We start from the raw sequence: 24,723 nt of genomic DNA, 5'->3' as shown, positions 1-24,723 counted from the left end.
CTTGGTGCGGACCGGTCAGCGCCGGGCCTGAGGCCGTACGGGCGCCCCGTTCGACCGGTCGCTGATGCGCAACGGCAGCCCGCTCTCTCCGTCCACGGCCTCGAGCGTGACACTGATCCGATGCGACGAGCCCGTCGTCGCGGCGCCGTCGCCGGCGGTCACATAGAAATGCAGACTGTTCCCGGCAGGCCCCTCCCGGCGCACCTCACCGCCGAACTCGACCACGACCGAGGCCACATCGAACCGGATCCCCTGCCCGTCACCACCGACGCGAGCCTGAGCCAGCTCCGACCGCACGATCTCAATCGCCTCGGCAAGCCCGACGTAGTCGTCTCCCGGCACTGCACCCTCCCCACACGTCCTGCACGCTACGCCCACCGTAGAACATGCAAACAGTCAACATCCGGTTTCACCATAAAATGAACGCAGTTGACGGAAAGTCAGAGCATTCGGCGTGAGCATGGCCTCAAGCAAAGCGGCGCCGGTGGGGATAGGCGGTCCGTGGCACGGAGGAACCCGACCCCACCGGCCCCCTGTTGGCACCACCGATCCTCCCTCGCGCTGCCGAGCGACGGCCGGACACCCATCCGGGAACGCGGACCAACGCCCCCTGAGCTTGCGCCGGTGCACCAACCGGCCACGAACCCGACCAGGGCAGGTCACGACGTCCCACCGGCGGGCATCGACAGTGCATGGCAAGGGGTGTGCGGCGGGGCGGGGCGGTTCAGCCGGCGACGGGCCGGCCAGCCAAGCCCACCGTGCCGCCCACGGCCAGCAGCAAATGGTCCAGCGCGGCCAGAACTGCCGGCACCTCCTCGGTCGGCAGCTGCGCCGTCGACAGCTCGTGCAACAGCCCCTCGGTCACGTCCTCCCCTGCCGCGGCATAAGCGCTGTACCAGCCCTGTACCGCGTCATCGTCGCGGACCACGACGTGCCGTAGAGCCAGCGCCGCCAAGCCCGCCCCCTTGCCCCGCTCTGCAACGGTCTCCAGCACCTGCCCCAGATCTTCGGCCATCTGCACCCGCCACTCACCGGTCAGCAGCACCAGTTCGGAGCGGACACGCTTCTGCTTGCTCTTCGACAGCCCCCGGGCGAGCTCCACCGCCTCCAATGCGAAGGCATCGATGGCCCAGCCCGTGAATTTCTCTGCGCCGAACGTACCGGTCTGAGCCAGCCGGGCGTTGGCCAACCCGACCTCCCGGCGCAAGGCAAAGACAACGCGCCGCAGCGCGAGTTCCGCCGCGGCCTGGTGCTTGCCCATCTCCTGCCGTCGCGCAAGCAACACGGCAAGGAAGTATCCCAGGACGATCGTGGTGAGTGCGGCAACCGGGACCGCCTGTTCTGCAGTTGCCCATGCGGACTGTGCGCTGATCATGTGGTGCGTATTCCCCTTCCCGCGACAGAAGTAGAACTCTGCCCCATCCTGCGGGCAGTAGAGCAACCACGTCTCAATTCCTTCCGGGGGGGGCTCCCGCAGGTCCTCACCCGGGGCAGACTCCACGGTCGTCACCGGCTTTCCCGTCCCGCTACCGTCCGGTTGGGAGTCATCCCGTTCACGGCCTCGCTGAAGATCCCGCCGACCGGAGGCTTCTGGATCCATGACGAACGACTCGTCATGGTCGAGGTCTGGCACGCCGAGCTCTGGATCGAGGACGCCGACTCGATCGCGTTGTACCTGCACACCTGGCGGACCCTGCGGGAGTCGGCCGTCTTCGGCGCCGAAGTCCACAACCTGATCAGCCACGCGCGCCGGGGAATCAACATCACCTGATCTGTAGATCCGACCCGGAGTAAATCTGAGCCGGCGATCCCGCCAGTCTCGTACGCAGCGCCTTGGTGGAGTGACCACACTGCTCACCCCATGATGGCGGCAATCTCCGCATGTCTATCGCCGCTGCGGCCATCCCTCTGATGGGATGACTGGCTCAAGTTCACCCCAGGTTGACTGGCCTTTGCCAGGGCCCTTGGCAACGGCTCGACATCTGAAAGTGGCGGGACTATCAGGCTCGTGCCCGCCTATCCCCCGCTGACGTCCCGCGCACTACGGCGTCCGCCGGCCCGCGGCCGCTCGGTGGCGTTGGCGAGCATCCGGCGGACGGTCTTCGGTGCCCGTGATCACCGTGCTTCGGTGGAAGCCCTTCGGTGTCCCGGGTTGCGGGAATCTCTCGGTAGGGCAGCTCGTCCTGGTCGCCGAACCGGCAGGTGGAGAGACGAGGGCCGATGAGGAACCGCGGGTGAGGATGAGCGGACCGGTCTGCCGGCCATGCTGCAGCGGAGGCCGCCTGTGACACATCGTGCCCGGACAAGCCCCCCGGACCTGCCGGGCACGATGTGCCAGAGCTACGTCGGCGAGGAGCCATATCGACACCTCCGCGCTATCCAGCCTGGTCTTCAGCGCAGCTTCCCCTCCCTGACAGATCCACCCGAACTGGGCGCGGCGGAATTCGAAGGTGAGAGTCGACGAGCTGGTGCCTGCGGGGCTACAACCTGACCCAAGAATCGAATCACCAACGCAGGAAATGGGGTTTGATCAGGTCACCGCCAGGCCATGGCAGATACGGCCGTGAGTCACGGGCGGGGCTGCAGGAGTTTTTGATTCGTTGCCCTTGAAACGGGATCAGAAAACACATGGCCAAGGCATCGACCGCACTGATGCTTACGATTGACTGCTACACCGAACCCCCTTGCTGAGGTCAAGGAGAAACCCTCAGACATGGGTTTGCATTTCCAGAAGCGGGAATTCTGGGCCATTGAGACGTGCGGTGCGCGCACGGGTCAGCTCCCAGCCCCTCCTGTCAGTGATGCTCGCACACCGCCCAGCATCAGAAAATCACCAATTTCACTATGAATCAACATAATTGACACTCTCTCTTGTCACCGAAGCTTCACGCGTTCTAACCTGGTCCCGCACACTTCGAGCCTCCCCACGCGGCTCCGTGGCCAGCGAGGGAAGCCGCCATACCTGTGGGTTGACGCACGACCGCGCGTCCCCTGGGCGTGCGTGGTTGCCTGTGTCCATGTGTTGCGCAGCTCCTGCTTCACCTCATCGAACACGATGCCGACCCTGGCGATCCGGGGCCAAAGGAGTACGCGCACTATGCAGGCACCCGAGCCTCAGTTGCCGGAGTCTCAGTTGTCGGATGTCGTGACAGCTGTACGTGAGTTGTCACGGCGCAGTCTCAACGTCTATCGAGCCGATCCACGGCATGTTCTGGAGCATGCGAACCTGGAACGCGACATCTCCCGGGGCGGCTACAGCGACCGGCAGATCTACGAGTTGGTCCAGAACGGCGCCGACGAGATCGACGCAAAGAGTGAAGGGCGTATCCATGTCGTGCTGACGGATACTCATCTCTACTGTGCGAACACGGGCTTTCCGGTTTCTGCGCAGGGGGTGGACACGATTCTTCACATGAGTTCGTCGGCCAAGCGCGGGGGAAAGATCGGGCGTTTCGGCGTGGGCGTGAAATCCGTCCTGAGCGTCTGCGACACTCCTCGTTTTTTCAGCAGCAGCGGTAGTTTCGGCTTCGACAAGGTGTGGTCCTCCCAGCTCATCCGGGAGACCGTGCCGGTTCCGGAGAGTCAGGAGACGCCGGTCCTCCGCATGGCGCAAGTGTTGGACGAAGCCGCCGAGCGAAGATCGGACAGTCGTCTCGACTCTTTGATGGAGTGGGCCTCCACGGTGGTGGTGCTGCCGCTGAAGCCGGGCGCTGCCGACCGGCTCGGTGGGGATCTCCACAACTTCCCCGTGCACTTCCAGCTGTTCTCCTCCCACGTGGACACGGTCATGCTGGAGGACGGGCGGACCGGCCGTCAGCACCTGCGCGTCATCAATCAGAGTGCTCTCGGCGACGCACACACCATCCGTGAGCAGGTGGACGGGCGGCAGGTACGCACGGAGCAGTGGCACGTCTTCTCCCGCGATCATGCCCCCTCCCCCGAGGCGCTGGACGCGGCCGGGGACCAGCACGGCAGACCCACGATCCGGATCTCTTGGGCGGTGCCCGGCAGGGGCGTGAAGAATCGCTCCGAACGCGGCGACTTCTGGGCGTACTTCCCCACGCACTACAACACGACGCTCACCGGTGTGCTCAATGCGGCCTGGCAGACCAGCCCCGACCGCCAAAACCTCCAGACGAGCCCGTTCAACACCGAGCTGATCCGAGCAGCCGCGGAACTGATCGTCGATTCGGTGCCCCAGCTGCTCGAAGCGAACGATCCTGGTTCGTATCTGCCGTTGCTGACCGCGCGTGGACGAGAGGCCGCGCAGTGGGCCGACCGGCAGCTGAGCGCGGACGTGTTGGATGCCGCGGTCGCGCGTCCCTCGGTCCCGGATCAGTCGGGCACCCTGCGCGAGCCGAGGACGTTGCGTCTGCACCCTGAGAACCTGCAGCAGGAGTGGCTTCGGCTGTGGGCCGAACTTCCCGGTCGTCCGGTGGACTGGGTGCATCACAGCGCCGAGGCCCAAAATCGCCGCTCGCGCGTCCGCGACATCATGGAGCTGGCGGACAGACCGGTGGAGTCCGTCGAGAACTGGCTCGAGGCGCTGGTGTCGGACGGCAGCCCCCAAGCGAGCATCCTCGCTCTGCTGATCGCCGCCGACATGAAGTCCAAGGGTTCCTCACACGCTGCGGACGCAGCCCGTGCCCGCATCCTGCTGACCGAGGACGGCGAACGGCACGCGCCTCAGCCGGGAACCGTGTACCGGCGTGTCACGGGTACCGGCGCGCTCCACGACGGTCAGCGGTACGTGCACCCCGAGGTTGCCCTGGACCATGAAGCCGAAAAGGCCCTGTCCGTCCTGGGCATCACCGAAGCCAGTGCTGTCGGCCGTCTGGAAGCCGTGCTGGACATCGGCTTCTCCGGCTACGGGGACGGTGACTGGGCGCAGTTCTGGGAACTGACACGCCACGCCGGCGGCGCCCCCACCGTGGCGGCGATCCGAGCACGGTGCCAGGATTACCGAGAGACGATAAAGGTGCGGTGTTGTGACGGCCGTTTCCGGCCTCTGCACACTTGTCTCCTCCCCGGTCGTGTCGTCCCCTCCGATCTGTCGAGGGACGCGCATGCGACCATCGATCCGCGTTTCCACGGCCCCGACATGACCGTGCTCAAGGATTTGGGGGCAACTGAGGTCCCGGCTCTCGCGCGGGTCGACCGGGGGGCGTCATGGTTCGGCGACTACTTCGCCTACGCACTCGGTGTGTTCAACCGTTCTCTCGCCTCCGGTGCCCGACATGTCGGCGTCAAGGCGGTATCCCTGGAGGGCTCCGACACGGCAGGTCCTCTGGAACTGCTGCTGGGGCTGTCCGAGAAGGGGCAGGCCGCCTACGTCCGCGCTCTGCCCCGTCATGGCGTGCCGCACCACTGGACGGTGCGACGCCCGAGCACCGGCGCGCAGCAGACGGTCGCCTCCCCCATCGTGTGGCTCATCCGCAACAGGGTGAGCCTGCCGACCAGTCAGGGGCTGCGCGGTGTCAGCGAGTCGGTCGCTCCCGCGCTGCGCGCGCACGGCGACCTGCTACCGGTGGCCGAGGTGGACTCCGAACTCGGTGCGGCACTGGGTCTGGCCTCGACGGTCCACGACATCCCTGCCGGTGCCTGGGCAGGCCTGTTCGAACAACTCGCCATCAGTGACGACGATGCGCTCGTCGGCCGTGCCTTCGCTCTGCTTGCGCATGCGGTCGAGGACGGTTCGGACATCCCGTGGCCGAGCCAGGAGGAGACGCGGTGCCGCGTAGGTGAGGAGTGGGCGTTTCGGCAGGACAGCGAGATATATGTGACTCACGATCGTGCCAAGTACCGTGCGCTGCAGATCCATCGGCTGCCTGCGCTGCTGGCGCCTGCGTCGGAGGATGTCGGGCGTATGCGCGAGCTGTGGTCGATGCAGGACGGCGAGCACGCCATCAAGGAGGAGATCGAGCACGTACCCGCTGGTGATCCCATCCCTCTCTTCGACGTCTATCCCCGGCTCAAGCAGCGTCTGCCGCACGACTCGGACCTGCGGATCGTGCACTGCACGTCCCTGGCACGCGTGGTCACCACCGAGGGGCATGGAAGGGAGGAGGAATCGCTGCTGCAGACGCGCTCCGGTTCCGACATCCTGGTGTGCGGCCCCGAGGATGAATTGTCGGTCCTCATGGCCGTGGTCGCAGTGCTCGGTCTTCGACTTGATGCGTCTGCGTGTCGGGCGCTGTTGGCGCAGCAGGTCAAGGATCGGGAGAACGAGAAGTTCGTCGCGGTGCGCCGTGAGCCGGACATCGCCCGCAAACTGCTGCTGGCTGTCGGCGTCGAGCGGCTTCGAGATCGTCTCCCGGCAGGTCTGCTCCTGACCGACGCGGAACTGCGCGGTGCGCTGGCCGACGACCTGCGGGTGGCGCGCCTGGTGGTGGCGTCCTACGGTGCCGACGTCCTGCGTACCCTGGCGCCGGCGTTCCGCGAGGCGGGGTTCGACGACACGCCTTCGCAGTGGGTGGGTGGATCGCGGACCCGTGCGTTCCTGCGTAGCTATGGGTTTCCCGCCTCCTGGGCAGGCGACCCGGACGACACCCCTCCTCCCACCAGTTTCGCCGTCATGGGTCCTCGGACCGTCACCGATCTGCATGACTACCAGGTCACGGTCGTGGCGAACATGCGCCGCCTGCTGGCCCAGGAGGCCCCGCAACGGGCGATGCTGAGCCTGCCGACCGGAGCGGGCAAGACTCGTGTCGCAGCGGAGGCGGCCATCCGTGCCATGCGCGACGGCCATCTCGTCGGTCCGGTTCTGTGGATCGCGCAGAGCGAGGAGCTGTGCGAGCAGGCGATCGCCACCTGGGAGTTCCTCTGGCCCCATTTCGGGGCCTCCTCCAAGCTGCACATCAGCCGCATGCGGCAGGGCCATCACCCCGAGCCGTTCAACGACGGCCATCACCTGGTGGTGGCCATCGACGACACGCTCGTCCAGCGTCTGGCCGACGAGCAGTACGCGTGGCTCCGCTATGCCGCGGCGGTCATCATCGACGAGGCTCACTTCGCAATCCCCAAGACCTACACCAAGATCCTCGACCTGTTGGGTATCGACCAGTACCGGGTGTCCCGTCCTCTGATCGGTCTAACCGCGACCGCCTATCGCGGCCGCAACGACGAGGAGACCCGACGTCTGGTCAAGCGCTTCGGCGAGCGCCGCCTCGACTTCGGCGCGTTCGACGGCGATGACGAGAGTTCGGCGCACACACACCTGCAGCGCTTGGAGGTGCTGTCGCGGGTGGAGCAGCGTGAACTGCCCGGCGGCAGTGTCTCGCTGTCAGCGGCCCAGGCGGAGAAGGCGTTGCAGCACAACAGCATGGGCATCCCCGACGACATCACCAAGAAGCTGGCCGAAGACGTGTCCCGGACACGGCGCATCGTGGAGGAGATCGAAAGACTCGACGCGAGCTGGCCGGTCCTGGTCTTCGCGACCTCCGTGGAGCATTCCAAGGTCCTCGCGGCGCTCTTGAGCGACCGCGGTGTCCCGGCCGCCTACATCGAGTCGAAAACCAGATCCAGCATCCGGGCCCGACGGATCCAGGACTTCCGCGACGGGAAGATCCGAGTGCTGACGAACTACGGAGTCCTCACTCAGGGATTCGATGCACCGAAGGTCCGTGTCGTGGTGGTGGCCCGGCCCACCTACAGTCCGAACACCTATGTGCAGATGATCGGTCGTGGACTGCGTGGTCCCGCCAACGGTGGTGAGCCCGAGTGCCTGATCCTCAACGTCCGCGACAACATCGACAACTTCGGGCGCGACCTGGCGTACACGGAGTTCGAATACCTGTGGAAGAAGGCGTACTGACGGACGTGCGCGAGGCGCACAACGCGAAGCGGACACGGCGCTGCTGCGCGCGCACAACGACGACGACCTGACCCGTGCCATCGACACCATGTGGAACTTCCGCGACGTGGACGTCGAATCCGACCTGTACCTGGAGGCCTGAGGTGGGACTTCGTTCGGGCAGCCGCCGACGCCTCGACCAAGAGGCTGGAGCACAACCCCAGGGCGTGTTGGGACGGCTCGGCGCGGTGCGTCAGGCTCAACAGATCACCACCTACGGCGTCGGCTCGATGGTGGCCATCGGCGACCAGTCCTTCCTTGTCAGCGGACTCGACAGCTGGCACATGGGGTCGGATTTCGACATTCGCGAGCCCCGGCTCGAGAGCGACCTGGGCGTACGAGGAATCCACCTGCCACCGGCGTCCGATCCACCGGCCGGTGACGGGGTGCGCGTGCGCCGCTTCCCGATCACCTACTCCTGTCAGGAGTGCGGCACCCTGAAGCCCTACAGCGGCTTCAACTCGCCAAAGGGCCGCGGATACTGCGGTCAGTGCGACCGCACAACCACCCCCTCCCGTTTCATCGTGGCGTGCTCAAAGGGCCACCTGGCCGAGTTCCCCTACTGGGAGTGGACCCATCGGGGCCAGCACACCTCAACTCGCGGATCGGGCGAGCGATGCCGGATGCAGCTGACCTCCACCGGCCGCACCGCATCCCTGCGCTCCATCGTCATCCAGTGCAGCTGCGGCAAGAGAGCCTCCCTCGAGGGCGCCTTCGGCCGCAAGGCGATGGCCCGCCCGGCCATCAGCTGCAGGGGCGAGCGTCCCTGGCTGGGCGACGAGGCAACGCAACCCGGCTGCGGGGAGGGCCTGCAAGCTCTCCAGCGAGGCGCCTCTGCCGCCTGGTTCCCCGTGGTCCGCTCCGCCCTGACCATCCCACCGTGGCACAAGACGTTGATGCAACTCGTACTGCGACGCGAGCACCGCCGCCACCTGGTCGGCAAGGGCGATGCCCGTATCGCAGAGTACGCCGCGGACGCAGGCTGGTTGGCCGACGGCCGTTCCCCCCCCACCCCCCACCGACATCGTCGACGCCGTCCGCACCCTCGAGGCCGCCGAACGCCAGGAGGCCATCGACCCCGAGAACCCCGACGCCCTCGAGCTGGCGGACCGGCTGCGCACCGAGGAGTTCCGCCAGCTCAGCTCCACCACCGAGGACACCCCTGAGAACCAGCACTTCGTATGTGTCCCCGCAGGCGCCACCCCCGGTTCGCCGACGGTACCCGGCCTCGAACAGACGATGCTGGTCAAGCGGCTGCGTGAGGTGCGCGCCTTGACCGCGTTCACCCGGGTCACCGCTCCGATGCCGTCGGACCCGCCCGGGCGACGAGCCCGCCTGCACCGAGGCGGAGTGTCCTGGCTTCCCGCGATGGAGGTGATCGGAGAGGGCGTGTTTGTTCGACTGGACACCGCGCGTCTGCGCGCCTGGGAGGCCCATGTGGAGTCCGAACCTGCTGGCGCGCGGGTGGAAGGCCTGCGCCGGCGACATCTGAGAATGCTGCGCGAGCGCGGCGACACACAGCCCCGATCACCGGTGTCGGCCCGGCTGGTCCTGGTCCACACTCTGGCACACGCGATCATCAACGAGTGGAGCCTGGATTGCGGCTACCCTGCGGCCTCCCTGCGCGAGCGGCTGTACGTCTCGGACGAGATGGCGGGCTTCCTCCTGTACACGGCGACCAGTGACTCGGCCGGCAGTCTCGGCGGCACCATCGCCCAAGGAAAGCCCGAGCGGCTCGCCTCTTCACCCGACTCGGCGCTGCGCCGCATCTCCTGGTGCTCGGCCGACCCGCTCTGCATGGAAGCCGACGCAAGCGGCGTGGACGGCCTCAATCTCGCCGCATGCCATGCCTGCATCCTGCTCCCGGAGACCAGCTGCGAGTTGAACAACATCCTGCTCGACCGTGCTCTGCTCGTCGGCTCCCCGGAGCTGGGGATCACCGGCTACTACCCCCATACATCCGAGTGATCCGCCCACGTTCAGCGGCCCGGTGCCCCGTTCCCGTGCAGCGTTGCCGGCCAGGACGGGGCAGCAGCCTGGGTCGCGGTCGTGATCACGCCCGGCCCGTGGGGCGACGCCCTTGGTACTGGTTGGCCTGCTGGTCACAGTGGCCTCGCTATGGGAGCTCATCACTGCATATGAGACAGAGGACAAAGGTCATGTGTGGTGCGGGGGAAGCAGCCGGTCCAGGTACGCCTGAGTGGGTTCGTCGGTCGAGTAGAAGCGGGTGCCTCGGGTGCCTCGGGTGGCGAGGACACGGTAGCTGTTGAGTGCGTATCGCACGTAGCGCTGCGGTGGAAGGCCCCGAAGCTGAGGGTCCCGGCTCGCGTCGGGCTCGGCGATCCAACGCTCGCCTCGGCGGACGAGGTCGCCGCCCATGATCACTGCGTTGTAGGCATACTCCATGCCTTGGGCGGTGTAGATGCAGCCGACCTGGTGATGACCACCAGGGTCGGTGGCCCAGAACGGGCGGGCCGGTACCTCGGGATGGTCGAGGTCGGGTGCGTCGGCGCGGGAGTTCCAGGGGCGCGCCCAGATGCGGCGCTGGTCGGAATCGCCCCAGGCAATGTCGACCTCCGGAAGTAGGGGCGGTGTGGGCGGGGAGTCCCAGGGCCAGCAGAAACCGGCCGTGATCCGGGCGGTGGCACCGTGGCGGGTGTGTTCGCCGACCCAGGCGCTGAGCTGCTCGGGGTCGGACGCGACAGCCAGGTCGTAGTCGGATGCCGTCCATGCGGGGGCGGCTCCTTCGGGCGCAAAGAGCTGGTCGACCCACTGGTGGTAGGCGCGTGAGCCGTTGCAGCGGAACTGGGTGACGAGGTCGACGTGGGCGAAGGACAGGCCGCTGTGCAGGGCGTGCTGGCGCAGTTCCTCAAGGGTGATGCCCTCGGTGGGGCGTACGGTCTGGCGTTCGTCGAGGAAGAGCACGGTGACGGCGGCCTGATCGATGAGTTTGCCGAGGGTGAGGGGGAAGCCGGCGCGCCGGTGGTCGGGGTAGGTGCGGGCGCGGTGGGCCTCGTCGAGGAGGACCACGCTGGAGGGGGTGAGGGTGGCGGGGATCTTGTCGAGGAAGGTGGTGATGAGTCCGCGGAAGTCGTCGCCGACGGTCCGGCGCAGTTGGCGGGTGAGCGTGCCGGAGGGCGACAGCAGGCGTGGGTTGGCGTCCTGCTGTCGGCACAGGTCGCCCAGCAGGCGGCAGGCGATGACGGTCTTGCCGGTGCCGGGGCCGCCGGTGACGACGACGATGCTCTTCCTTCCCTGGTTTTGGGCGTCGGCGACGGCGTGCAGGACTTCCTGGCGGGCCAGGTCCTGGTCCCCGATGAGGGTGAAGGCGTCCCGTCCCTCGATGACGTCGCCTGCCCGGGCCAGCAGCGTAGGTGAGGGGCGGTGTTCGGTTCGTAGCAGCTCGTCCACCCGGTGCCGGCCAGTGGGGCGCAGGCCGGCGCAGCCCAACCGGGCGGCCAGGGCGTCGGCGGACGGGGTGGCGGTCAGATCGGCCTGCCCGAGGAGAGGGAAGGCGGCGGACGGCCCGTGGGCGGCTTGTGTCCGCAGGGATTCGATCAGTTCGGTGGGGGCGTCGTGCAGCACCGCCACGCCGCGCACGCTCAGGGGCAGCTCGTCGCGGCTGACCCATTGCTGCAGGTAGTGGACGTAGCCGCCGACCTGGCGGGCGGGATGGACAACGGTGCGCCGGCCGACACGGACCATGCCGGGCCGGGCAGACGTGAGGTAGGCGCGCGTCCACTGCTTGAGCTCGATGGCGACCATGCACAGACGTCCGTCGGTGTCCTCGCCGACGACCAGGGCGTCGATGCGTTCCCCTGTGGCGGGCAGGGAGTACTCCAGCAGCAGGTGCAGGCCCTCCAGTCCGGCGGCGCACAGGGCCCGGGTGAGGGCCGGCCAGCTGCGGCTCCAGCTGTGCACCTCCTGGGTGCCGGCGGGCACACCGAAGCGTTGCGCGAAGCGTTGCGCGGCCGTGGCGACGAAGGTGTCCTGGCCCACCTGGCGGGCGGCCTCAGCCACCGTGCCCCCGTAGAGATACATATACGATCTATACCAGCAACAACTGGCCGAGCGAGAAGGGTATTTGGCGGGCCGGTGGGGGTGTCGGAGGATTCTGATACAGCTGAGGTCATGACACTTCAGGTCCTGCAGGATGAGCTGGCCCGGTTTGCGGCCGAACGTGAGTGGGAGCAGTTCCACACTCCTAAGAATCTGGCGATGGCGCTGGCCGGTGAGAGCGGCGAACTGCTGGAAGTCTTCCAGTGGCTGACGCCGGAGCAGTCTGCCCAGGTAATGGAGGATCCCACGCGTGCCGTTCAGGTGCGTGAGGAGATGGCGGACGTGTTCGCCTACCTGCTGAGACTGGCCGATGTCCTTGGCCTCGACCTCGAGCAGGCGCTGACGGAGAAGATCGAGACGAACCGCCGCAAGTATCCGGTGCACCTCGCGCGGGGCCGGGCGGACAAGTACACACAACTGGGGGGATGATCTAGACCATGCTCATCGTGATGCAGCCGGCCCGGCGGTCGGAGAAGGACGTCGAGCAGCACTATCAGGACACGATCGTCCATCCCGTGGTCTTCGATGAGCACGCCGATCTGCTGGTTGCCGCGACCGTCGACCAGCTCAAGCAGCTCTTCCCCGACGGCAGCGCATCGATGTGGGGCGTCGTCCCGGGCAAGAAGGACGTCAACGTCTCCCGGATCAAGAAGATGCGTGCCGGGGACTGGGTGTTCTTCAGCGGCGACAAGCGCCTCTACTTCGGCGGCACGATCGCGCTGATGTGGCGTAACAAGGCGCTGGCGACGCGCCTTTGGGGAACCGACGCGGCCGGAAATACCTGGGAGTACATGTACGCCCTGTCCGGGACGCGCGGCTTCGACATCCCCATCGACGAGATCCGCACGCTGCTGGGCTGGAACCCGAACCGCCACATCATGGGGATCTCCGTCCTCGACGAGAACGACAGCGACACGCTCCAGACCCTGCTCACCCTCGATCCCGCCACCGCAGCGGCCGTCCCGGCCGACGTGGAGAACGACGAAGCCGCCGTTTCCGCCTTCGACGGGGAACTCGAGCGGACCGCTCAGCGGGCTCAGCGCGGCGAGCAGACCGCGCTCAAAAGGCGCCTCCTGCAGGGCTCCATGGGGCAGTGCGCCCTGTGCGGGCGCAGCCTGCCCGGCACCTTCCTCATTGCTGCGCACATCAAAAAGCGCGCCCTGTGCAGCGATGACGAGAAGCGCGATCTGGCCAATATCGCCATGCTCGCCTGCACCTTCGGCTGCGACGCCGTCTATGAGCACGGCTACGTCACCGTCGCTCCCGGCGGAGCGGTTCAGGTCAGCCCGCTGGCCGCGCACCTCCCCGAAGTCGACGCTTACATCCAGCAGAAACTGGCGGGACGGACCCTCCCCTGGTGGACTCCTGCCCGCGAGCCCTACTACCAGTGGCACCGCACCCATACCTACAAAGACACTCCCCCGTCCTAGCTGGCACACCCGGCGGGCCGCGGCAGATCCGGGGCGTGCGTGCGGCCAGGTGGAGTGCGTTTGATGCAGGCTCCGTCACCGCGACGGAGCACCCCGCGGGAAGTGCCGTCACGGTGGGCAAATACAGGGGGCTGCCGCGTCTGCCTCCCGCAGCAGGTGTCAGCCGAGTGGCCTGCGGCGCGGAGGCCCCGCCGACGCGCCGCTACCCGCAGGCCGCCCGGATCCGCCGAGGCAGCGCACCCTGCCCCGCCCTTCCCTTCTTCTCCTAGTTGCGTGTGTGAGGTGGGTGCAGGGGGTTGCTGAGGGGGATGTCAGATCCCCGACCACGGAAGAATCGTGCGGTGACCAGCGGTGATGGGAGCCGCAAATTCTGGTGAGGGCAGCCGAAGTCGAAAGAGCTGTAGCAAGAGATGGCGCATCCGATGGTGCAGGAGACGTGTGCCGGCTCATCAGCAAGCAGACGTCGCTTCGTCGGGCACAGACGGATGACTGCGACCGGCCGGGAGTTGGGTGGCGCCAAGGCGGCTCACGCCACGGCCCGAGCGAAGGTCGCCAAAGCAGAGGAGCCCGTAGCTCCTTGCGTTCAAGCACCCGGAACGGCCCACCACGCCACCCACTGCTGCCTCTGTCTGGCCACCCTCTCGAACAGGTGATCCCCGCGCATGCGACAGCAGCCGGGTCGGTCCTGATGGCCTTGTATAGGAGGCGAGTTGAGCCTCGTCCGCTGAGGAGCACATCGCCGTGGGCCGGAGCTGTGCACTGCGCGCGGACCAATACCGTGAGTCGGGTGCCTTCGGGCACGCCGGCTCCGGCCTGGGGTTCTTAACTGCTGTGGGCTTCGTCATCGAATCTCAGCGTTTCTCAACTTCCTTGATGATCGGGGTGTTGTCGGTGGCGGCCGGTAGCCTGACCGGGTGATCGTCAGGCATGCCTACCGGTTTGCACTGGACCCGACGCCTGGTCAGGTCGGGGCGCTGCTGCGGCATGCCGGTGCGGCCCGGGTGGCGTTCAACTGGGGTATCGCGCAGGTGAAAGCGAACCTCGGGCAGCGGGAGGCGGCCCAAGCGGATCGTGCCGGTGGTGAACCGAACCGACGGCGTGGTCTTCCGCTTCGACTTGTAGCGAGGAAAGCCCATCCGCGGGCCCTTGCGCTTGCCGCGCTTGGAATCGGACCAGTTCTTCAAGGCCCGGGCGAGCTGATCCAGCCCGGTGGCGCACGGAGACGACCGCAGGCATGTCACGCTCCCGGTCCTGGGAACGATCAGGGCGCATGAGTCCACACGGAAGCTGCCCCGCCGGATCGCGGCCGACACGGCGGTGGTGAAGTCGGCGACCGTCCGCCGCGAGGCGGGCCGCTGGTTCGGTCCTTCACCTGCGAAGCCGAGCGCACCGACCGTACCCCGTCCCGAGCGGATACGGTGATCGGCGTCGACCTGGGCATCAAGCACCTCGCGGTGTTCTCCGACGGCCGCCCGACCGCCGAGAACCCCAAACACTACGACACCGCGCGCCGCAAGCTCGGCCGCCTGTCCCGTACGATCGCCCGCCGCCTGGGCCCTGACCGGCGCACCGGGCAGCAGCCTTCGAAGCGTTGGCAGCGCGCGGATGCGGCCCGCAACCGGGTGCACTACCGCACCGCGAACCTGCGGCGGGACGCGCTCCACAAGCTCACCACCAGCCTGGCCCGCGAGTACGGCACGATCGTGGTGGAAGACCTCAACGTCTCGGGAATGCTCAGGAACCGCAGACTCGCCCGCGTCGTGGCCGACGCCGGGTTCGGCGAGATCCGGCGTCAACTCGCCTACAAAACCCGGTGGAACGGCGGAACGCTCGAAGTGGCGGACCGCTGGTTCCCCAGCAGCAAGACGTGTTCCGGATGCCAGGCAGTGACACCCAAACTGCCTCTCCGGATACGGATGTACGTATGCGACCACTGCGGACTCGTCCTCGACCGGGATGAGAACGCGGCACTGAACCTCGCCGCACTCGTGAAGCGGCACGTCGCCGGGAGTGGCCCGGAGACAGAAAACGGACGTGGAGCCGACCGTAAGACCCCGTCCTGCGGGGCCGGTGGCATTGAAGCGTCTACCCCGCATTGATACCTCCTGGTATCGAGTGAGACGGGGACCTTCGCCCAGCAACGGGCAAATCACCGAGATTCGCAGAAACTCGGTGAACGGTTCCTGGGATACGGCGATGTCGTAGGCGTGGCGTGGTTTCCTGCTGCCCTCGTCTCGGCGAGTTCTGCCTGCCGAGGCGAGGGCAGAGTGGGAACCAGCCGCACGGGGACCAGGTTTGACTCACCGCTCGGCCGTCTTCGGAGCGAGCCGCGAAATCCGCCCGCTCCTGGCGGCGTGCGGGTTCGTCGTATCCGGCCGTCCGGGCCTGCGGCTGCGCAGCCTGAAAGATCTGTCCGGCGTCGCGGGGGCAGTCGCCTTGCGCAGGCTCGACCGTTCGCCGTCCCGGGGCGGCCTCGGCGGTCTTCTTCAGGCGCCAGTGGCTGCTTCGGCGCATACCTTATGGGATGGTTCGCCCTGGTCGTCGAGGAGGTTGGTCGGCTTGGAGCAGTGCCGGCAAGGCTGGGGCTCGAAGGACCAGTGTGCGGAGGAGCTCCAGTCCAACAGTGGTGCAGGCATGTGCTGGGTGGACGGCGGCGGGACAGTGGCCGGCCGGCAGGTGGGCCGTCGTCGGCTCGCGCCGACGGGGCCGTCCTCCTTCTCGCTGTCGGGGAGGGGCGGGAGGTTGGTGTTGTCGTGACGGTGGTCCTGGAGCCGGTCGCGGTCGGTACTGGTCACCCAGAATCGGTGCGTGCTCGATCCGTCGCGGTGGTCGATGGGCACGATGAGTCCGGCTGCGGTCTGCCGGACAAGGTCGTCGAACAGTACGTCCTTTGGTTTGGGCGTGACATGCACGTTGCCGCACCGGCTCTGGGTGTCCGGGCAGCGGTACAGGGCGCGGCCGTCGCAGCGCCAGAAGTCCAGGGCGCGGAATCCGGAGATGACACGCAGGTCGCCGGTTCTGGCGATGACGTGAGCAGGCAGGTTGTTGCTGCGGGTCCAGTGAGTGTCGCGACGGCGGGCGTAGTCGGCGCGGTCGGTGTGCCAGGCGGGGGTGATGCCGTGCTTGGCCGCCCTGGCGGCGCGGGAGCGGACACTGCGGGGGCCGTGGGTGTCGGCCGTCGACAGCTGGACTTCCCAGCCGATACGCAGGCCGCTCTCGCCCTGGACGAGGGTGTCGGTCTGGATCCAGCCGCGCCGGCCGGTGCGGGTGCGGACCTCGCAGTCGGCGCTGAACCCGCCGATCTCCGCAGCTCGTACGATCCGCTCCTGGTACGCCCGATGCTCCGCCGTCATCGGCGCGGTGTGGCGTTCTTCGTCTTCGGCGCGTTCGTGGACCGCTTCGCGCCGACCGTTTGCGCGCTGGCGCAAGTACATCCAGGCGGTGACGCCAGCCTCCTGACAGATGCCGCCGCACTGCAGGTCCCGCTCGCGGACGGGGATGTCGCGTGCGGCGTAGAGACGGTCGGTGTCGTAAACAATGGACCACAGGTTCGGCAGGTTTGGATGGCCGAGGTCATCGAGCGTCAGGTCGAGGTGGATGCCGAACTTGGTGTGCCAGACGAGATTTGCCAAGACGTGCTGCCCTCCCCCTTGAAAGCACTATGGCTTTCACGATAAGGCGCGGCACTGACAATCCGGCAGACCGCACACCAGCCAAGCAAACACACGCTTTCCAGCAGCAGCCCCCAACCGTGGCGTCTGCAAGGCGGCGGGGTCGTCGGTCAGCTCTTCCTGCCCCTGACGCCTTTTCCGTTCTGCGTGGTAGCGCTGCCTGACCACCGTGAACACCTATGCCGCCGGCCGCGGGTGATCCTGGAGGCACTTCCAGTACTGCAATGCCTGCAACATCGCCTCTTGAGCCGCATCCTCCAGAACGTCGCCGCGCGCCCCGCGCGCGTACAGGTAGCGGCGCAGGCTGGGATCATAGCGGCGGAAGAACGCCTCGAAGCCGCAGGTCGCGGGTGGCTGCTGTTCTCCTGCGGGAGAGAATCCACGGCCGTCACCGGGCATTCCGTCGCTTCAGTGCCGCCGGGCGCAATGCGGTGAGCACATCCATGTGGCTGCGGTCGCCAAGGTTCTGACGCACGGTGGAGCGGCTGCCGGGCGGCACACCAAACTTCACCCAAGCCGCGCCCGACACAACACGCCGGTTGGTCCCAGGTTGCTTGGACATAGCGCTGTCGCCTGGGAAATGGCCTGTGAGTGCCAGGGTGCATGGAAGTCATCCCCGCACCCGTTAACCGACAGCCCACGGATCCAGCCGTCCGCAGGGACAACGCCGGGCTGCTTGTGACAAGTTGTCTGCATGACAAACCGGTTGATCCCCCTACGGGTGGGCGCGGTCGAGGTGCTGGTGGAAACCGTGCCCGTGCCGGGATCGCAGCCCACCTCACGGCTGCAGGAAGCAGGCCGCCAGGTCGTGGAGTCCTTCGATCATGCCCGCGACGCCGTAGTGGAGATCGCGACCTCCGCCGCCCAGGCGATCGACCGGCTGCACCAGCGCGCGGTCCGGCCCGAGCAGGTCGAGGTGGAGTTCGGGCTGAAGTTCTCGGCGCAGGGGAACGTCATCGTGGCCGGCGCCGCCGGTGAGGCGTCGCTGGTGGTCCGGATGACCTACCGGAGCGCCGCCGCCCCGGACGCCTCGGCGTAGCGCCGTCGGGGGGGGCGACGATGGAGGCGGCGACGCGCCATCCCCGGGTGCCGGGCAGTCTGGGACGCGTACTGAGCCCCGACGGCGCACCGGCGGGCACCTGTTTCCAGGTGGCGCCCGGCATTGTCGTCACCGCCTGGCACGTGCTGGCCGGACTCGGTTGCGGGTACCCCGGCGCACAGGTGCGGACCGACGCGCTCGGCGGTGCGGCGGCCGCCGAGTGGGCAAAGGTCACCGCGGTCGACGACGTACGCGATCTGGCGGTGCTGCGCCGGGCCCGGCCGCTGGAGGAGTCCGTCCCCGGGTGGGCACCCACGGACGCGGTGCGGCTGCTGACCGGTGTGGTGGTGAACGGCGTGGCCGGGGTGGACGATCCCGGGCACGACTACCGCTTCCTGCATGCCACCGGCAGCTGGCAGGGCTGGACGGTACGAGACGATGTCCCGCTGGGCCGGCTGTCCTCGTCCGCACTGCTGCCCGGGATGAGCGGCGCCCCCGTACTCCGGCTGACCGACGGAGTGGTGCTCGGCGTGGTGTCGGCCCGCTACAACAGCGCCGACGGCTGGCTGCGCGACTCCGTCTGGGTGGCCAGAACCGAGGACCTCACCCACCTGCTCGAAGGCCCGGCCGAGATCACCGTACGCAGCCGGCTGACCCTCGGCGACGAGCCGGGCACCCTCATCTCGGCCCACGACGCCACCCCCGCGCCCCGCACCACAGTGACCGGAGCAGCGGAAACGGCCCGCGAAGCCGCCCTGGTGCTCACCGCGATCGACGACACCTGCCGTGGCTCCGGCCCGCTCCAGGACCTGCTCGGCCAAATCCTGGAGCGGGCCGCCGCCGGCGCCTGGAGCCGACGGGAGACCGACGAGTTCCGCCGCCGGCTACGGCTGCGCGGCCTGGAACCACGCGTCCTGCTGCCCCGGCTCGCCGACCACGATGAGGCGCTGCACCGCTGGTCCGCACCGCTGCCGGGGCCGGAGCCGGCGGACGAGATGGCGGCGCACGCGGCGCGGGCCCTGCTCGGGAGTGTGCGGCGAATGCTGGCCGATGAGTTGCCCGGCGGCATGTTCACGGAGCTGTCCGACACCTGCCGGAGCTGTCTGCGTGAGGCGCTGCTGGACGGGGACGGCATCCCGCTGTCCGGTTTCCTGCACGCGCTGCTGGACCTGCTGCCGCCGATCCGTTCCGCATCGGTGGAAGCCGTACTCGTCCCGCCCCGCCCACCCGCCACCGGCGACACGGACAGCGCCCCCGCCGTCCCCGGACCGGCCCCCGGCCGCGCCGAACTCGCCGCCGTGGCCGTTCAGATGTGCCGGCTGCCCGCACCCGACCCGTGCGTCGCCGGACGCGAGGAGCTGGTGGCCCGTCTCGCCCGCGCGATCGACCGCCGGATGACGCGGTACGGATCGGCCACCGCGTTCCTCTCCGGCCAGCCCGGCGCCGGCACCTCCACCGTGGCTGTCGAGGCCGCCCGCGCCCTCATCCCCGCGTTCCCGGGCGGCGTGTACTACGTGGACCTGCGCGGCCTGATGCCCGAGGCTCGGCTGAATGCCCGCACGGTGGTACGCATCATCAGTGAGGCGCTGCGCTTGGACCTCGGCTCGGAACTGACGGACGACGCCCGGCAGCTCGCGGCACTCACCGCCGCCCTGCACGAGCGCCGCGTGCTGCTCGTCCTGGACAACGCCGCCGACGCCGCCCATGTCCGGCCGTTCGTCAAGGCACCGGCGGGCTGCGCCCTGATCGTCACCTCGCGCGACCGCGCCCAGGACTACGCCGACCCCGGGCTGGTCCTCGATGTAGGTCCGCTGGCCAGACCTGCTTCTGTCGCGGTGCTCATCCGCTGCTGCCAGGAACGCCCCGACGCCTGCGAACCCGCCGCGCTGGACCGGGTGGCGCAGCTGTGCGGCGATGTGCCGCTGGCGCTGCGGATCGCCGGGGCGCGGCTGGCCCATCCCTCGGGACCGCCCGCGTCGTATCTCGTCCAGCTCCTGGAGGAGGAGTCGGTCCGGCTGGACGCCCTCGCCTACGGGGACCGCGCCGTGCGCCTGGCCATCCGGCTCAGCCACGACGCCCTGGACCCGTCGGCCCAGCGGGTGTTCCGGCTGATCGCGGCGGCGCCGGGCGCGGCGGTCAGCGGGGCGGAGCTCGGGCACTGCCTCAAGGCGCCCGCGATGCGGCAGGAGTTGCTGCTGAACCGGCTGGTGGATCGAAGTCTGGCCCGGCAGGACCTCGTCCGGCTGCCCGCCGGTGCGCTGCTGGCCACCTTCCGCCTGTACGACCTGGTCCTGCTGTATGCCCGCGAGCAGCTGGACCTCACCGAACCGCCCGCGGAGATTCAGGAGTTCCAGCGGGCCGGGGTGGCGTATCTGGTCAACCGGCTGGCGGAGATCACCGACCAGCGGTACGGGGCGCAGCTGATCGGCGAGCTCGACCCGAGCCGATTTCACGCCGCGCTGTCCCTGGCCGAGCAGAACGGCTGGCTGGACATGGCCACAGAACTGATGATCGGGCTGCATGTCCTGTACTCGGCACGCGGTGAACTCGACGCGGTCGTCGACGTCAACGACGATCGCATCGCCCTGCATCTGCGCCGCGGGGATCCCGAGGAAGCCGTCAAGACCTGTCTGCTGAACGCGGACACGCTGCGGTCGGGCCAGGCGCTCAAGGCCGCGGTCGCAGCGGCACGGAAGGCCGTCGGGCTCGCCCGGGAGCACCGGCTGCCGGTCCGGGTCGCCGAGGCCGAGTTCAAGCTGAGCATGCTGTTGTGGGAGGCGGAGGACTGGGCCGGGGCGCTGAGCGCCGGGGAACGCGCCGTCGACACGCTCACCACGACCGGGCGGGCCGCGGCCGCCGTCCCCGTCGCGATCAACAACTTCCGTATCGCCCGCCGGGCCGACAACACCGACGAGGCGTTGCGCTGGGGCCGCAAGTCCGTGGAGCTGGCCGACCGCTGGGGCAGCAGCGAACACCGGGCGATGGCCTGCAACGAGTGCGGGGTCGCCGAGGAGGACGCGGGCAATCTGCAGCAGGCGCTCGGCCTCTACCGGCGCGGGGCTGCGCTGTGGGAGCAGGCCGAGGAACCCTGGAACACGGCCAACTGCCACACCAACGCGGCCCGCACCGCCGCGCTGCTCGACGACCCGGCCACGGCAGTCCATCTCTACCAGGTCGCAGCCGACTGGTGGGAGCGTGGCAACGACCGTCCTCGGGTGCTGGAAACGCTGATCGACCTGAGCGCCGTCTACGCCGCCGAGGACGCCCACCAGCAGGCCGTGAGCGTCCTGGCCCGCGCCGAGCGCCTGGCGCTGGGGGACGCGCCGGACGCACCCGCGATGCTGTGCGCGGAAGTGCTGATCCGCCATGCGGCGGCCCGCCTGTTCGCCGACGACCCGGCTGCGGGCGCCGAGGGTGACGCACCGGACACCGCGGAGGACGAGGAACTCGACCGGATCCGCACGATCCTGGCCCACCGCAAATCAGGCACGCTCACCACGCACCGGGCCCGCGAGGAAACCCGCTCCCTGCTCACCACCCGCACCCGCAACCAGGCCCCGCGCAACGCCCCGTGGATCTACGAGACGCTGGCGGCGGATCCGGCGGTGCGGACGGCGCTGGACGGGTAGCGAAGCCCTCGGCGAACCCGGAACTCACCGCGCAGCTACAGGCCACCGCGCGGCGCCGCACGCTCGCCCAACACACCCTGGCCAGGCCTACCAGCGCTCCGCCCGGCTATGCCGTGGCCGCCAGGATGGCGCAAAGTCCGGGTGCTCACGCCACCGCCGGGCAACCCAGACCAACAAGTTGAAGTCGTGGCCGAGGCTCTGAAGCAGGGCCTGCGCCAGTCCCGGCTCGTCGCCGCGACCATCGGCGACGGCCGGCCGCCAGGCGCTGATCTCCTCGGTGAGCCGCGTGCAACAGTCAAAGCATAGCGGTGGGCAGCAGCACGCCGGCGTCGATCTTCCCGCTGGTGCGCTGCCAAACCAGGTCCGGCTCGACGCCGACGATCTTCGCGCCGAGCACGTTGACGCGACGGTTCTTGGTGTCCTCCCGGGGCACCGCGGCCCGCCGTCCGATCCGCGACCAGGTGTAGCCGGTGAGCATCGTGGGAGCGAAGCCGGACTCGTCCAGGAAGATCAGGTCGCGCTCGCCCGCGTTCGCCTCCATCCGTAAGTCCGCAAGTCCCCCAGCTCGGCCCTCGCGGCCTGCTGGAGGACGGGATCGGCCTTGTGCCGCACGCTGTCGCGGGTGCGCTTCCATAGCGCCCCGGACGTCGACCGGAAGGCGGCGGTCCTCGCTCTGGCCGAGAGACTCACCGGCATACGCGTCACCGAATCCCTCCTCCAGGACGCTACGTACGAGCTGGGACTCGTCCCCGAACAGCCCGCCGAGGAGTGGACCAGCGTGGTCATCGACATCACCGATGCCCACGGGGAGCGCCTGTACAGGGAATGGACCTACGAGGAGATCGCGACGGCGTCGGACCGCGTACGGGCGGAGGCAAACGCGCCGGTCGTGATCACCTACAACGAGCCTCCGGCCATGGATCGTTCGGAGCACGAGACAGGTGAGTAGCGAGCGAGCGCGCGAAGGGTGCCCCGGCGCGGAGCCGAGCTGCTGTTCCAGGTGCTGACCGAGCGTGAGGAGAAGAACAGTATGGCGATCGCCTCCAACGAGTCCTTCTCCAAAGCGCACACGTTCCGGCGAACCTGTGCCAGGCGGTACCGAAAGTCAACGGGTTGGGCCTAACCGGGTACTGCGATCAGTCGTCAGAAAAGGACAGGCAGACCGCAGCTGGCTCGAAGGTCACCTGGTTTTGGGTATAACAATCCGCTTGCCGGGTGGCGACTTCGGCTCCGCAGTCCCTGCAGACCAGGTTCAGGCCATCGCCGCCTGCAGGGCCTTGGCAGCAGCCGATTGATCGCATGAGGTCGGGATGCTGTTCAGTGCCGATCACGTCGGTGGGGTGCACGATGAAGCCTGGGATGTCGTTGCTGAACTCGCTCAGCCGAAAATTAGGGGCATAAGTGCCGAGGGGCACGCGGGCCGGACGTGTCCGGACACCCGGGATCTCCGACATCGGCACCGAAGGCGGCACTTTCACCTTGGTGGCCGGTCCGGTGAGGGGGCGTCGGCAGTGGTCACACAAGAAGCGCGGCATTCTGCTGATTCTGCAGATCGAACACTGCCGTGCCCAGCGAATTTGTCGCGTCAGTCATGCATCAGGCAGACGGCCCGGGTCGATGCGGTCGGCGAGATAGATCATGGTGGCTTCCGGATCCATGCCGAACGCGGCGGCGACGAGCTTGGGATCGAGGGTGTTGACCAGGTCGGCCAGGCGGGTGCAGCGCAAGGTCCGGGGCGGGACGCCGTAGGGGTCCAGGATGTGGCTGATATAGCCCGTCGAGGCCGCTGCCCTGCCGGATTTGGTGATCTTGGTGACGATCACGTGGGGGTTGTCGGTGCGCTGGATTTCGCGGTGGGCCAGGCAGCGTTGCAGCACTGACCAACTGGCCGGGTCCAACGGCGGATGAGGGCGTTTGCCCAGGCGGACGGTGCGGTTGACCGGATCGAGGTCGTCCACGCGCAGGTGTCGGACTTCGCTGCTGGAGGCCGCGTGCAGGAGGGCCAGGACGCCGAGCAGAGCCTCGTGGGGGTGCGCGTCAGTGCCGGTGGTCCAGCGGCGGAAAAGTTGACGCTGCCGGCCGACGGCGACCGTGGTGCCGATGAACCCGGACGGGCCTTTCACCTGCAGGCCCCGGGTCGGGTCGGCGAGGACTACTTTGTGGGAGCGGGCGAAGCGGAAGAACTGCCGCAGCACCGTCAGTCGGCGCTGGCGGCCTTTGGGCCTGGTCGCCAGGAACGCTTCGATGTCGTGGACGTCTGCGAGGGCCCAGTCGTGCTTGCCGCAGTGGTCGGTCAGGAATCGGGCGAAGTCGCGGACGATGGCCAGGGCCGCGTCGATGGTGATGTCGGCGCGTGGCAGGGTTCCGGCCCGCAGGGCGCGTTCACGTGCTCGCAGCAGCGAGTCGGAGAACGCCTGGACCTGGGGTCGAAGCGGGAGCGGGGCGGCTTCGATGCGGCGTCGGCGGCGGCCGGCCGCGAGCCGGTCCGCGTGGTCGGTCGGCAGGGCCAGGGCGCGCTGGGTGAGGTAGTCCTCCAGCGCGCGGGCAAGAGAGCCCATCGAGCGGCCGGGGCGGCGGGCACGATCCAGGAGAGCTTGAGGATGGTTGGGGTGGCCGTCCTCCAGGAGCCGGCCCAAGGAGCTGATCATGGTGCAGGCTCGGCTGGCGCAGTGCCGGGCAGCGAGATGGCCGGCGAAGTCAACCAGCCACGGAGGTGGGTCGGCGAGCCGGTCCCGCAGGTTCGCGGCGGTGATGAGCGGCCGGTCGGGGTGTTTCTGCCAGCAAGGCCGTGCACAGTCCGAGCCCGGCATGGCGTCGGACCTGACCGCACCCGGCGCACTCGCGCGGTGGTTGCTTGGACTGCCGGATGCGTGAGCAGTGGCCGCACCAGCCGGTGCCAGTCTGCAAGAAGCCGGGTCGCTGGCAGCGCGGGCAGGTCCGTTTGGGGGCCACCCGTTCGGCTTCACGCCGGCAGGCATCGCAACTGGTGGTGGTCGCAGACCGCACTGGCCGGCCGCAGATGGTGCAGGCCCCCGAGCAGTTG

17 protein-coding genes and 2 pseudogenes are annotated in these 24,723 nt (G+C 68.4%); 10 read left to right on the top strand and 9 right to left on the bottom strand.

From position 1 onward, the window contains the following. Positions 1 to 15: 15 nt before the first annotated feature. The gene (locus OG798_RS47740) at positions 16 to 342 is read right to left on the bottom strand and encodes a trypco2 family protein (RefSeq protein WP_328759253.1); all 327 of its coding nucleotides are present in this window, start codon (positions 340 to 342) and stop codon (positions 16 to 18) included. A gap of 382 nt (positions 343 to 724) precedes the next feature. Continuing rightward, positions 725 to 1,375: a hypothetical protein gene (locus tag OG798_RS47735; RefSeq protein ID WP_328759252.1), complete on the bottom strand. Its 651-nt coding sequence runs from the start codon at positions 1,373 to 1,375 to the stop codon at positions 725 to 727. On the opposite strand from OG798_RS47735, the gene OG798_RS47730 reads away from it, so the two are divergent. The 3 genes from OG798_RS47730 to OG798_RS47720 all read left to right on the top strand — a co-directional run bounded on the left by OG798_RS47730 (position 1,376) and on the right by OG798_RS47720 (position 9,820). Next, on the top strand, positions 1,376 to 1,771 hold the full coding sequence (locus tag OG798_RS47730) for a Scr1 family TA system antitoxin-like transcriptional regulator (protein WP_328759251.1): 396 nt from the start codon (positions 1,376 to 1,378) through the stop codon (positions 1,769 to 1,771). Between the two features lie 1,374 nt (positions 1,772 to 3,145). Further along, entirely contained in the window at positions 3,146 to 7,813 is a 4,668-nt protein-coding gene (locus OG798_RS47725) for a DEAD/DEAH box helicase (RefSeq protein ID WP_328759250.1), read from the top strand. A 987-nt stretch (positions 7,814 to 8,800) separates the two neighbouring features. Next, the gene (locus OG798_RS47720) at positions 8,801 to 9,820 is read left to right on the top strand and encodes a DUF1998 domain-containing protein (RefSeq protein WP_328759249.1); all 1,020 of its coding nucleotides are present in this window, start codon (positions 8,801 to 8,803) and stop codon (positions 9,818 to 9,820) included. Positions 9,821 to 10,009: 189 nt separating this feature from the next. Here OG798_RS47720 and OG798_RS47715 read toward each other — a convergent pair whose 3' ends face one another. After that, positions 10,010 to 11,893, bottom strand: coding sequence for a DNA/RNA helicase domain-containing protein (locus OG798_RS47715; RefSeq protein ID WP_328759248.1), 1,884 nt, complete (start codon positions 11,891 to 11,893; stop codon positions 10,010 to 10,012). Between the two features lie 90 nt (positions 11,894 to 11,983). Between OG798_RS47715 and OG798_RS47710 the strand changes: the two genes are divergently transcribed. Continuing rightward, positions 11,984 to 12,340: a nucleotide pyrophosphohydrolase gene (locus OG798_RS47710; RefSeq protein ID WP_328759247.1), complete on the top strand. Its 357-nt coding sequence runs from the start codon at positions 11,984 to 11,986 to the stop codon at positions 12,338 to 12,340. 8 nt (positions 12,341 to 12,348) lie between these two features. After that, positions 12,349 to 13,341 (top strand): hypothetical protein, encoded by a 993-nt coding sequence (locus tag OG798_RS47705; protein WP_328759246.1) that lies wholly within the window; start codon positions 12,349 to 12,351, stop codon positions 13,339 to 13,341. Between the two features lie 851 nt (positions 13,342 to 14,192). Here OG798_RS47705 and OG798_RS47700 read toward each other — a convergent pair. Continuing rightward, positions 14,193 to 14,789 (bottom strand): hypothetical protein, encoded by a 597-nt coding sequence (locus tag OG798_RS47700; RefSeq protein WP_328759245.1) that lies wholly within the window; start codon positions 14,787 to 14,789, stop codon positions 14,193 to 14,195. Between OG798_RS47700 and OG798_RS47695 the strand changes: the two genes are divergently transcribed. Then, positions 14,760 to 15,440 carry an RNA-guided endonuclease TnpB family protein gene (locus OG798_RS47695; protein WP_328759244.1) on the top strand — a complete coding sequence of 227 codons (681 nt, stop codon included), beginning with the start codon at positions 14,760 to 14,762 and terminating at the stop codon, positions 15,438 to 15,440. The genes OG798_RS47700 and OG798_RS47695 overlap by 30 nt on opposite strands. A 387-nt stretch (positions 15,441 to 15,827) precedes the next feature. Here OG798_RS47695 and OG798_RS47690 read toward each other — a convergent pair whose 3' ends face one another. Together OG798_RS47690 and OG798_RS47685 are read right to left on the bottom strand one after the other, a co-directional pair. Further along, positions 15,828 to 16,973, bottom strand: a complete 1,146-nt coding sequence (locus OG798_RS47690) for a hypothetical protein (RefSeq protein ID WP_328759243.1) — start codon at positions 16,971 to 16,973, stop codon at positions 15,828 to 15,830. Positions 16,974 to 17,189: 216 nt separating this feature from the next. Next, complete coding sequence (locus tag OG798_RS47685) at positions 17,190 to 17,411, bottom strand: RNA polymerase sigma factor (RefSeq protein WP_328759242.1); 222 nt, start codon at positions 17,409 to 17,411, stop codon at positions 17,190 to 17,192. A 295-nt stretch (positions 17,412 to 17,706) separates the two neighbouring features. Between OG798_RS47685 and OG798_RS47680 the strand changes: the two genes are divergently transcribed. Further along, positions 17,707 to 18,051: a CU044_2847 family protein gene (locus OG798_RS47680; protein WP_307710761.1), complete on the top strand. Its 345-nt coding sequence runs from the start codon at positions 17,707 to 17,709 to the stop codon at positions 18,049 to 18,051. A 20-nt stretch (positions 18,052 to 18,071) separates the two neighbouring features. Then, the gene (locus OG798_RS47675) at positions 18,072 to 21,680 is read left to right on the top strand and encodes a trypsin-like peptidase domain-containing protein (RefSeq protein WP_328759241.1); all 3,609 of its coding nucleotides are present in this window, start codon (positions 18,072 to 18,074) and stop codon (positions 21,678 to 21,680) included. A 295-nt stretch (positions 21,681 to 21,975) separates the two neighbouring features. On the opposite strand, the gene OG798_RS47670 is transcribed toward OG798_RS47675, so the two are convergent. Then, positions 21,976 to 22,221 carry a hypothetical protein gene (locus OG798_RS47670; RefSeq protein ID WP_328759240.1) on the bottom strand — a complete coding sequence of 82 codons (246 nt, stop codon included), beginning with the start codon at positions 22,219 to 22,221 and terminating at the stop codon, positions 21,976 to 21,978. A 93-nt stretch (positions 22,222 to 22,314) separates the two neighbouring features. Here OG798_RS47670 and OG798_RS47665 point away from each other — a divergent pair. Continuing rightward, a pseudogene (locus OG798_RS47665) lies at positions 22,315 to 22,629 on the top strand (DUF6461 domain-containing protein); the annotation flags it as partial. A 24-nt stretch (positions 22,630 to 22,653) separates the two neighbouring features. Continuing rightward, a pseudogene (locus tag OG798_RS47660) lies at positions 22,654 to 22,770 on the top strand (IS21-like element helper ATPase IstB); the annotation flags it as partial. Positions 22,771 to 22,816: 46 nt separating this feature from the next. Here the strand turns inward: OG798_RS47660 and OG798_RS47655 are convergent. Together OG798_RS47655 and OG798_RS47650 are read right to left on the bottom strand one after the other, a co-directional pair. Continuing rightward, positions 22,817 to 23,215 carry a hypothetical protein gene (locus tag OG798_RS47655; protein ID WP_328759239.1) on the bottom strand — a complete coding sequence of 133 codons (399 nt, stop codon included), beginning with the start codon at positions 23,213 to 23,215 and terminating at the stop codon, positions 22,817 to 22,819. Positions 23,216 to 23,269: 54 nt separating this feature from the next. Then, positions 23,270 to 24,328 (bottom strand): integrase, encoded by a 1,059-nt coding sequence (locus OG798_RS47650; RefSeq protein ID WP_328759238.1) that lies wholly within the window; start codon positions 24,326 to 24,328, stop codon positions 23,270 to 23,272. Positions 24,329 to 24,723: the final 395 nt, after the last annotated feature.

It is taken from the genome of Streptomyces sp. NBC_00271, assembly GCF_036178845.1.
In the GTDB taxonomy this organism is placed as follows: Bacteria; Actinomycetota; Actinomycetes; order Streptomycetales; family Streptomycetaceae; genus Streptomyces.
The sequence above is the reverse complement of the archived record's forward strand: the minus strand, read 5'-3'. Positions and strand labels throughout refer to the sequence as shown.

Excerpts from the sequence above, each read along its gene's own strand:
- OG798_RS47735 (WP_328759252.1), bottom strand. The coding sequence starts at position 1,375 with ATGATCAGCGCACAGTCCGCATGGGCAACTGCAGAACAGGCGGTCCCG.
- OG798_RS47720 (WP_328759249.1), top strand. The coding sequence starts at position 8,801 with ATGCCCGTATCGCAGAGTACGCCGCGGACGCAGGCTGGTTGGCCGACG.
- OG798_RS47715 (WP_328759248.1), bottom strand. The coding sequence starts at position 11,893 with ATGTATCTCTACGGGGGCACGGTGGCTGAGGCCGCCCGCCAGGTGGGC.
- OG798_RS47710 (WP_328759247.1), top strand. The coding sequence starts at position 11,984 with ATGACACTTCAGGTCCTGCAGGATGAGCTGGCCCGGTTTGCGGCCGAA.
- OG798_RS47705 (WP_328759246.1), top strand. The coding sequence starts at position 12,349 with ATGCTCATCGTGATGCAGCCGGCCCGGCGGTCGGAGAAGGACGTCGAG.
- OG798_RS47685 (WP_328759242.1), bottom strand. The coding sequence starts at position 17,411 with ATGCCCGGTGACGGCCGTGGATTCTCTCCCGCAGGAGAACAGCAGCCA.
- OG798_RS47680 (WP_307710761.1), top strand. The coding sequence starts at position 17,707 with ATGACAAACCGGTTGATCCCCCTACGGGTGGGCGCGGTCGAGGTGCTG.
- OG798_RS47675 (WP_328759241.1), top strand. The coding sequence starts at position 18,072 with ATGGAGGCGGCGACGCGCCATCCCCGGGTGCCGGGCAGTCTGGGACGC.
- OG798_RS47670 (WP_328759240.1), bottom strand. The coding sequence starts at position 22,221 with ATGGAGGCGAACGCGGGCGAGCGCGACCTGATCTTCCTGGACGAGTCC.
- OG798_RS47655 (WP_328759239.1), bottom strand. The coding sequence starts at position 23,215 with ATGCCGCGCTTCTTGTGTGACCACTGCCGACGCCCCCTCACCGGACCG.
- OG798_RS47650 (WP_328759238.1), bottom strand. The coding sequence starts at position 24,328 with ATGATCAGCTCCTTGGGCCGGCTCCTGGAGGACGGCCACCCCAACCAT.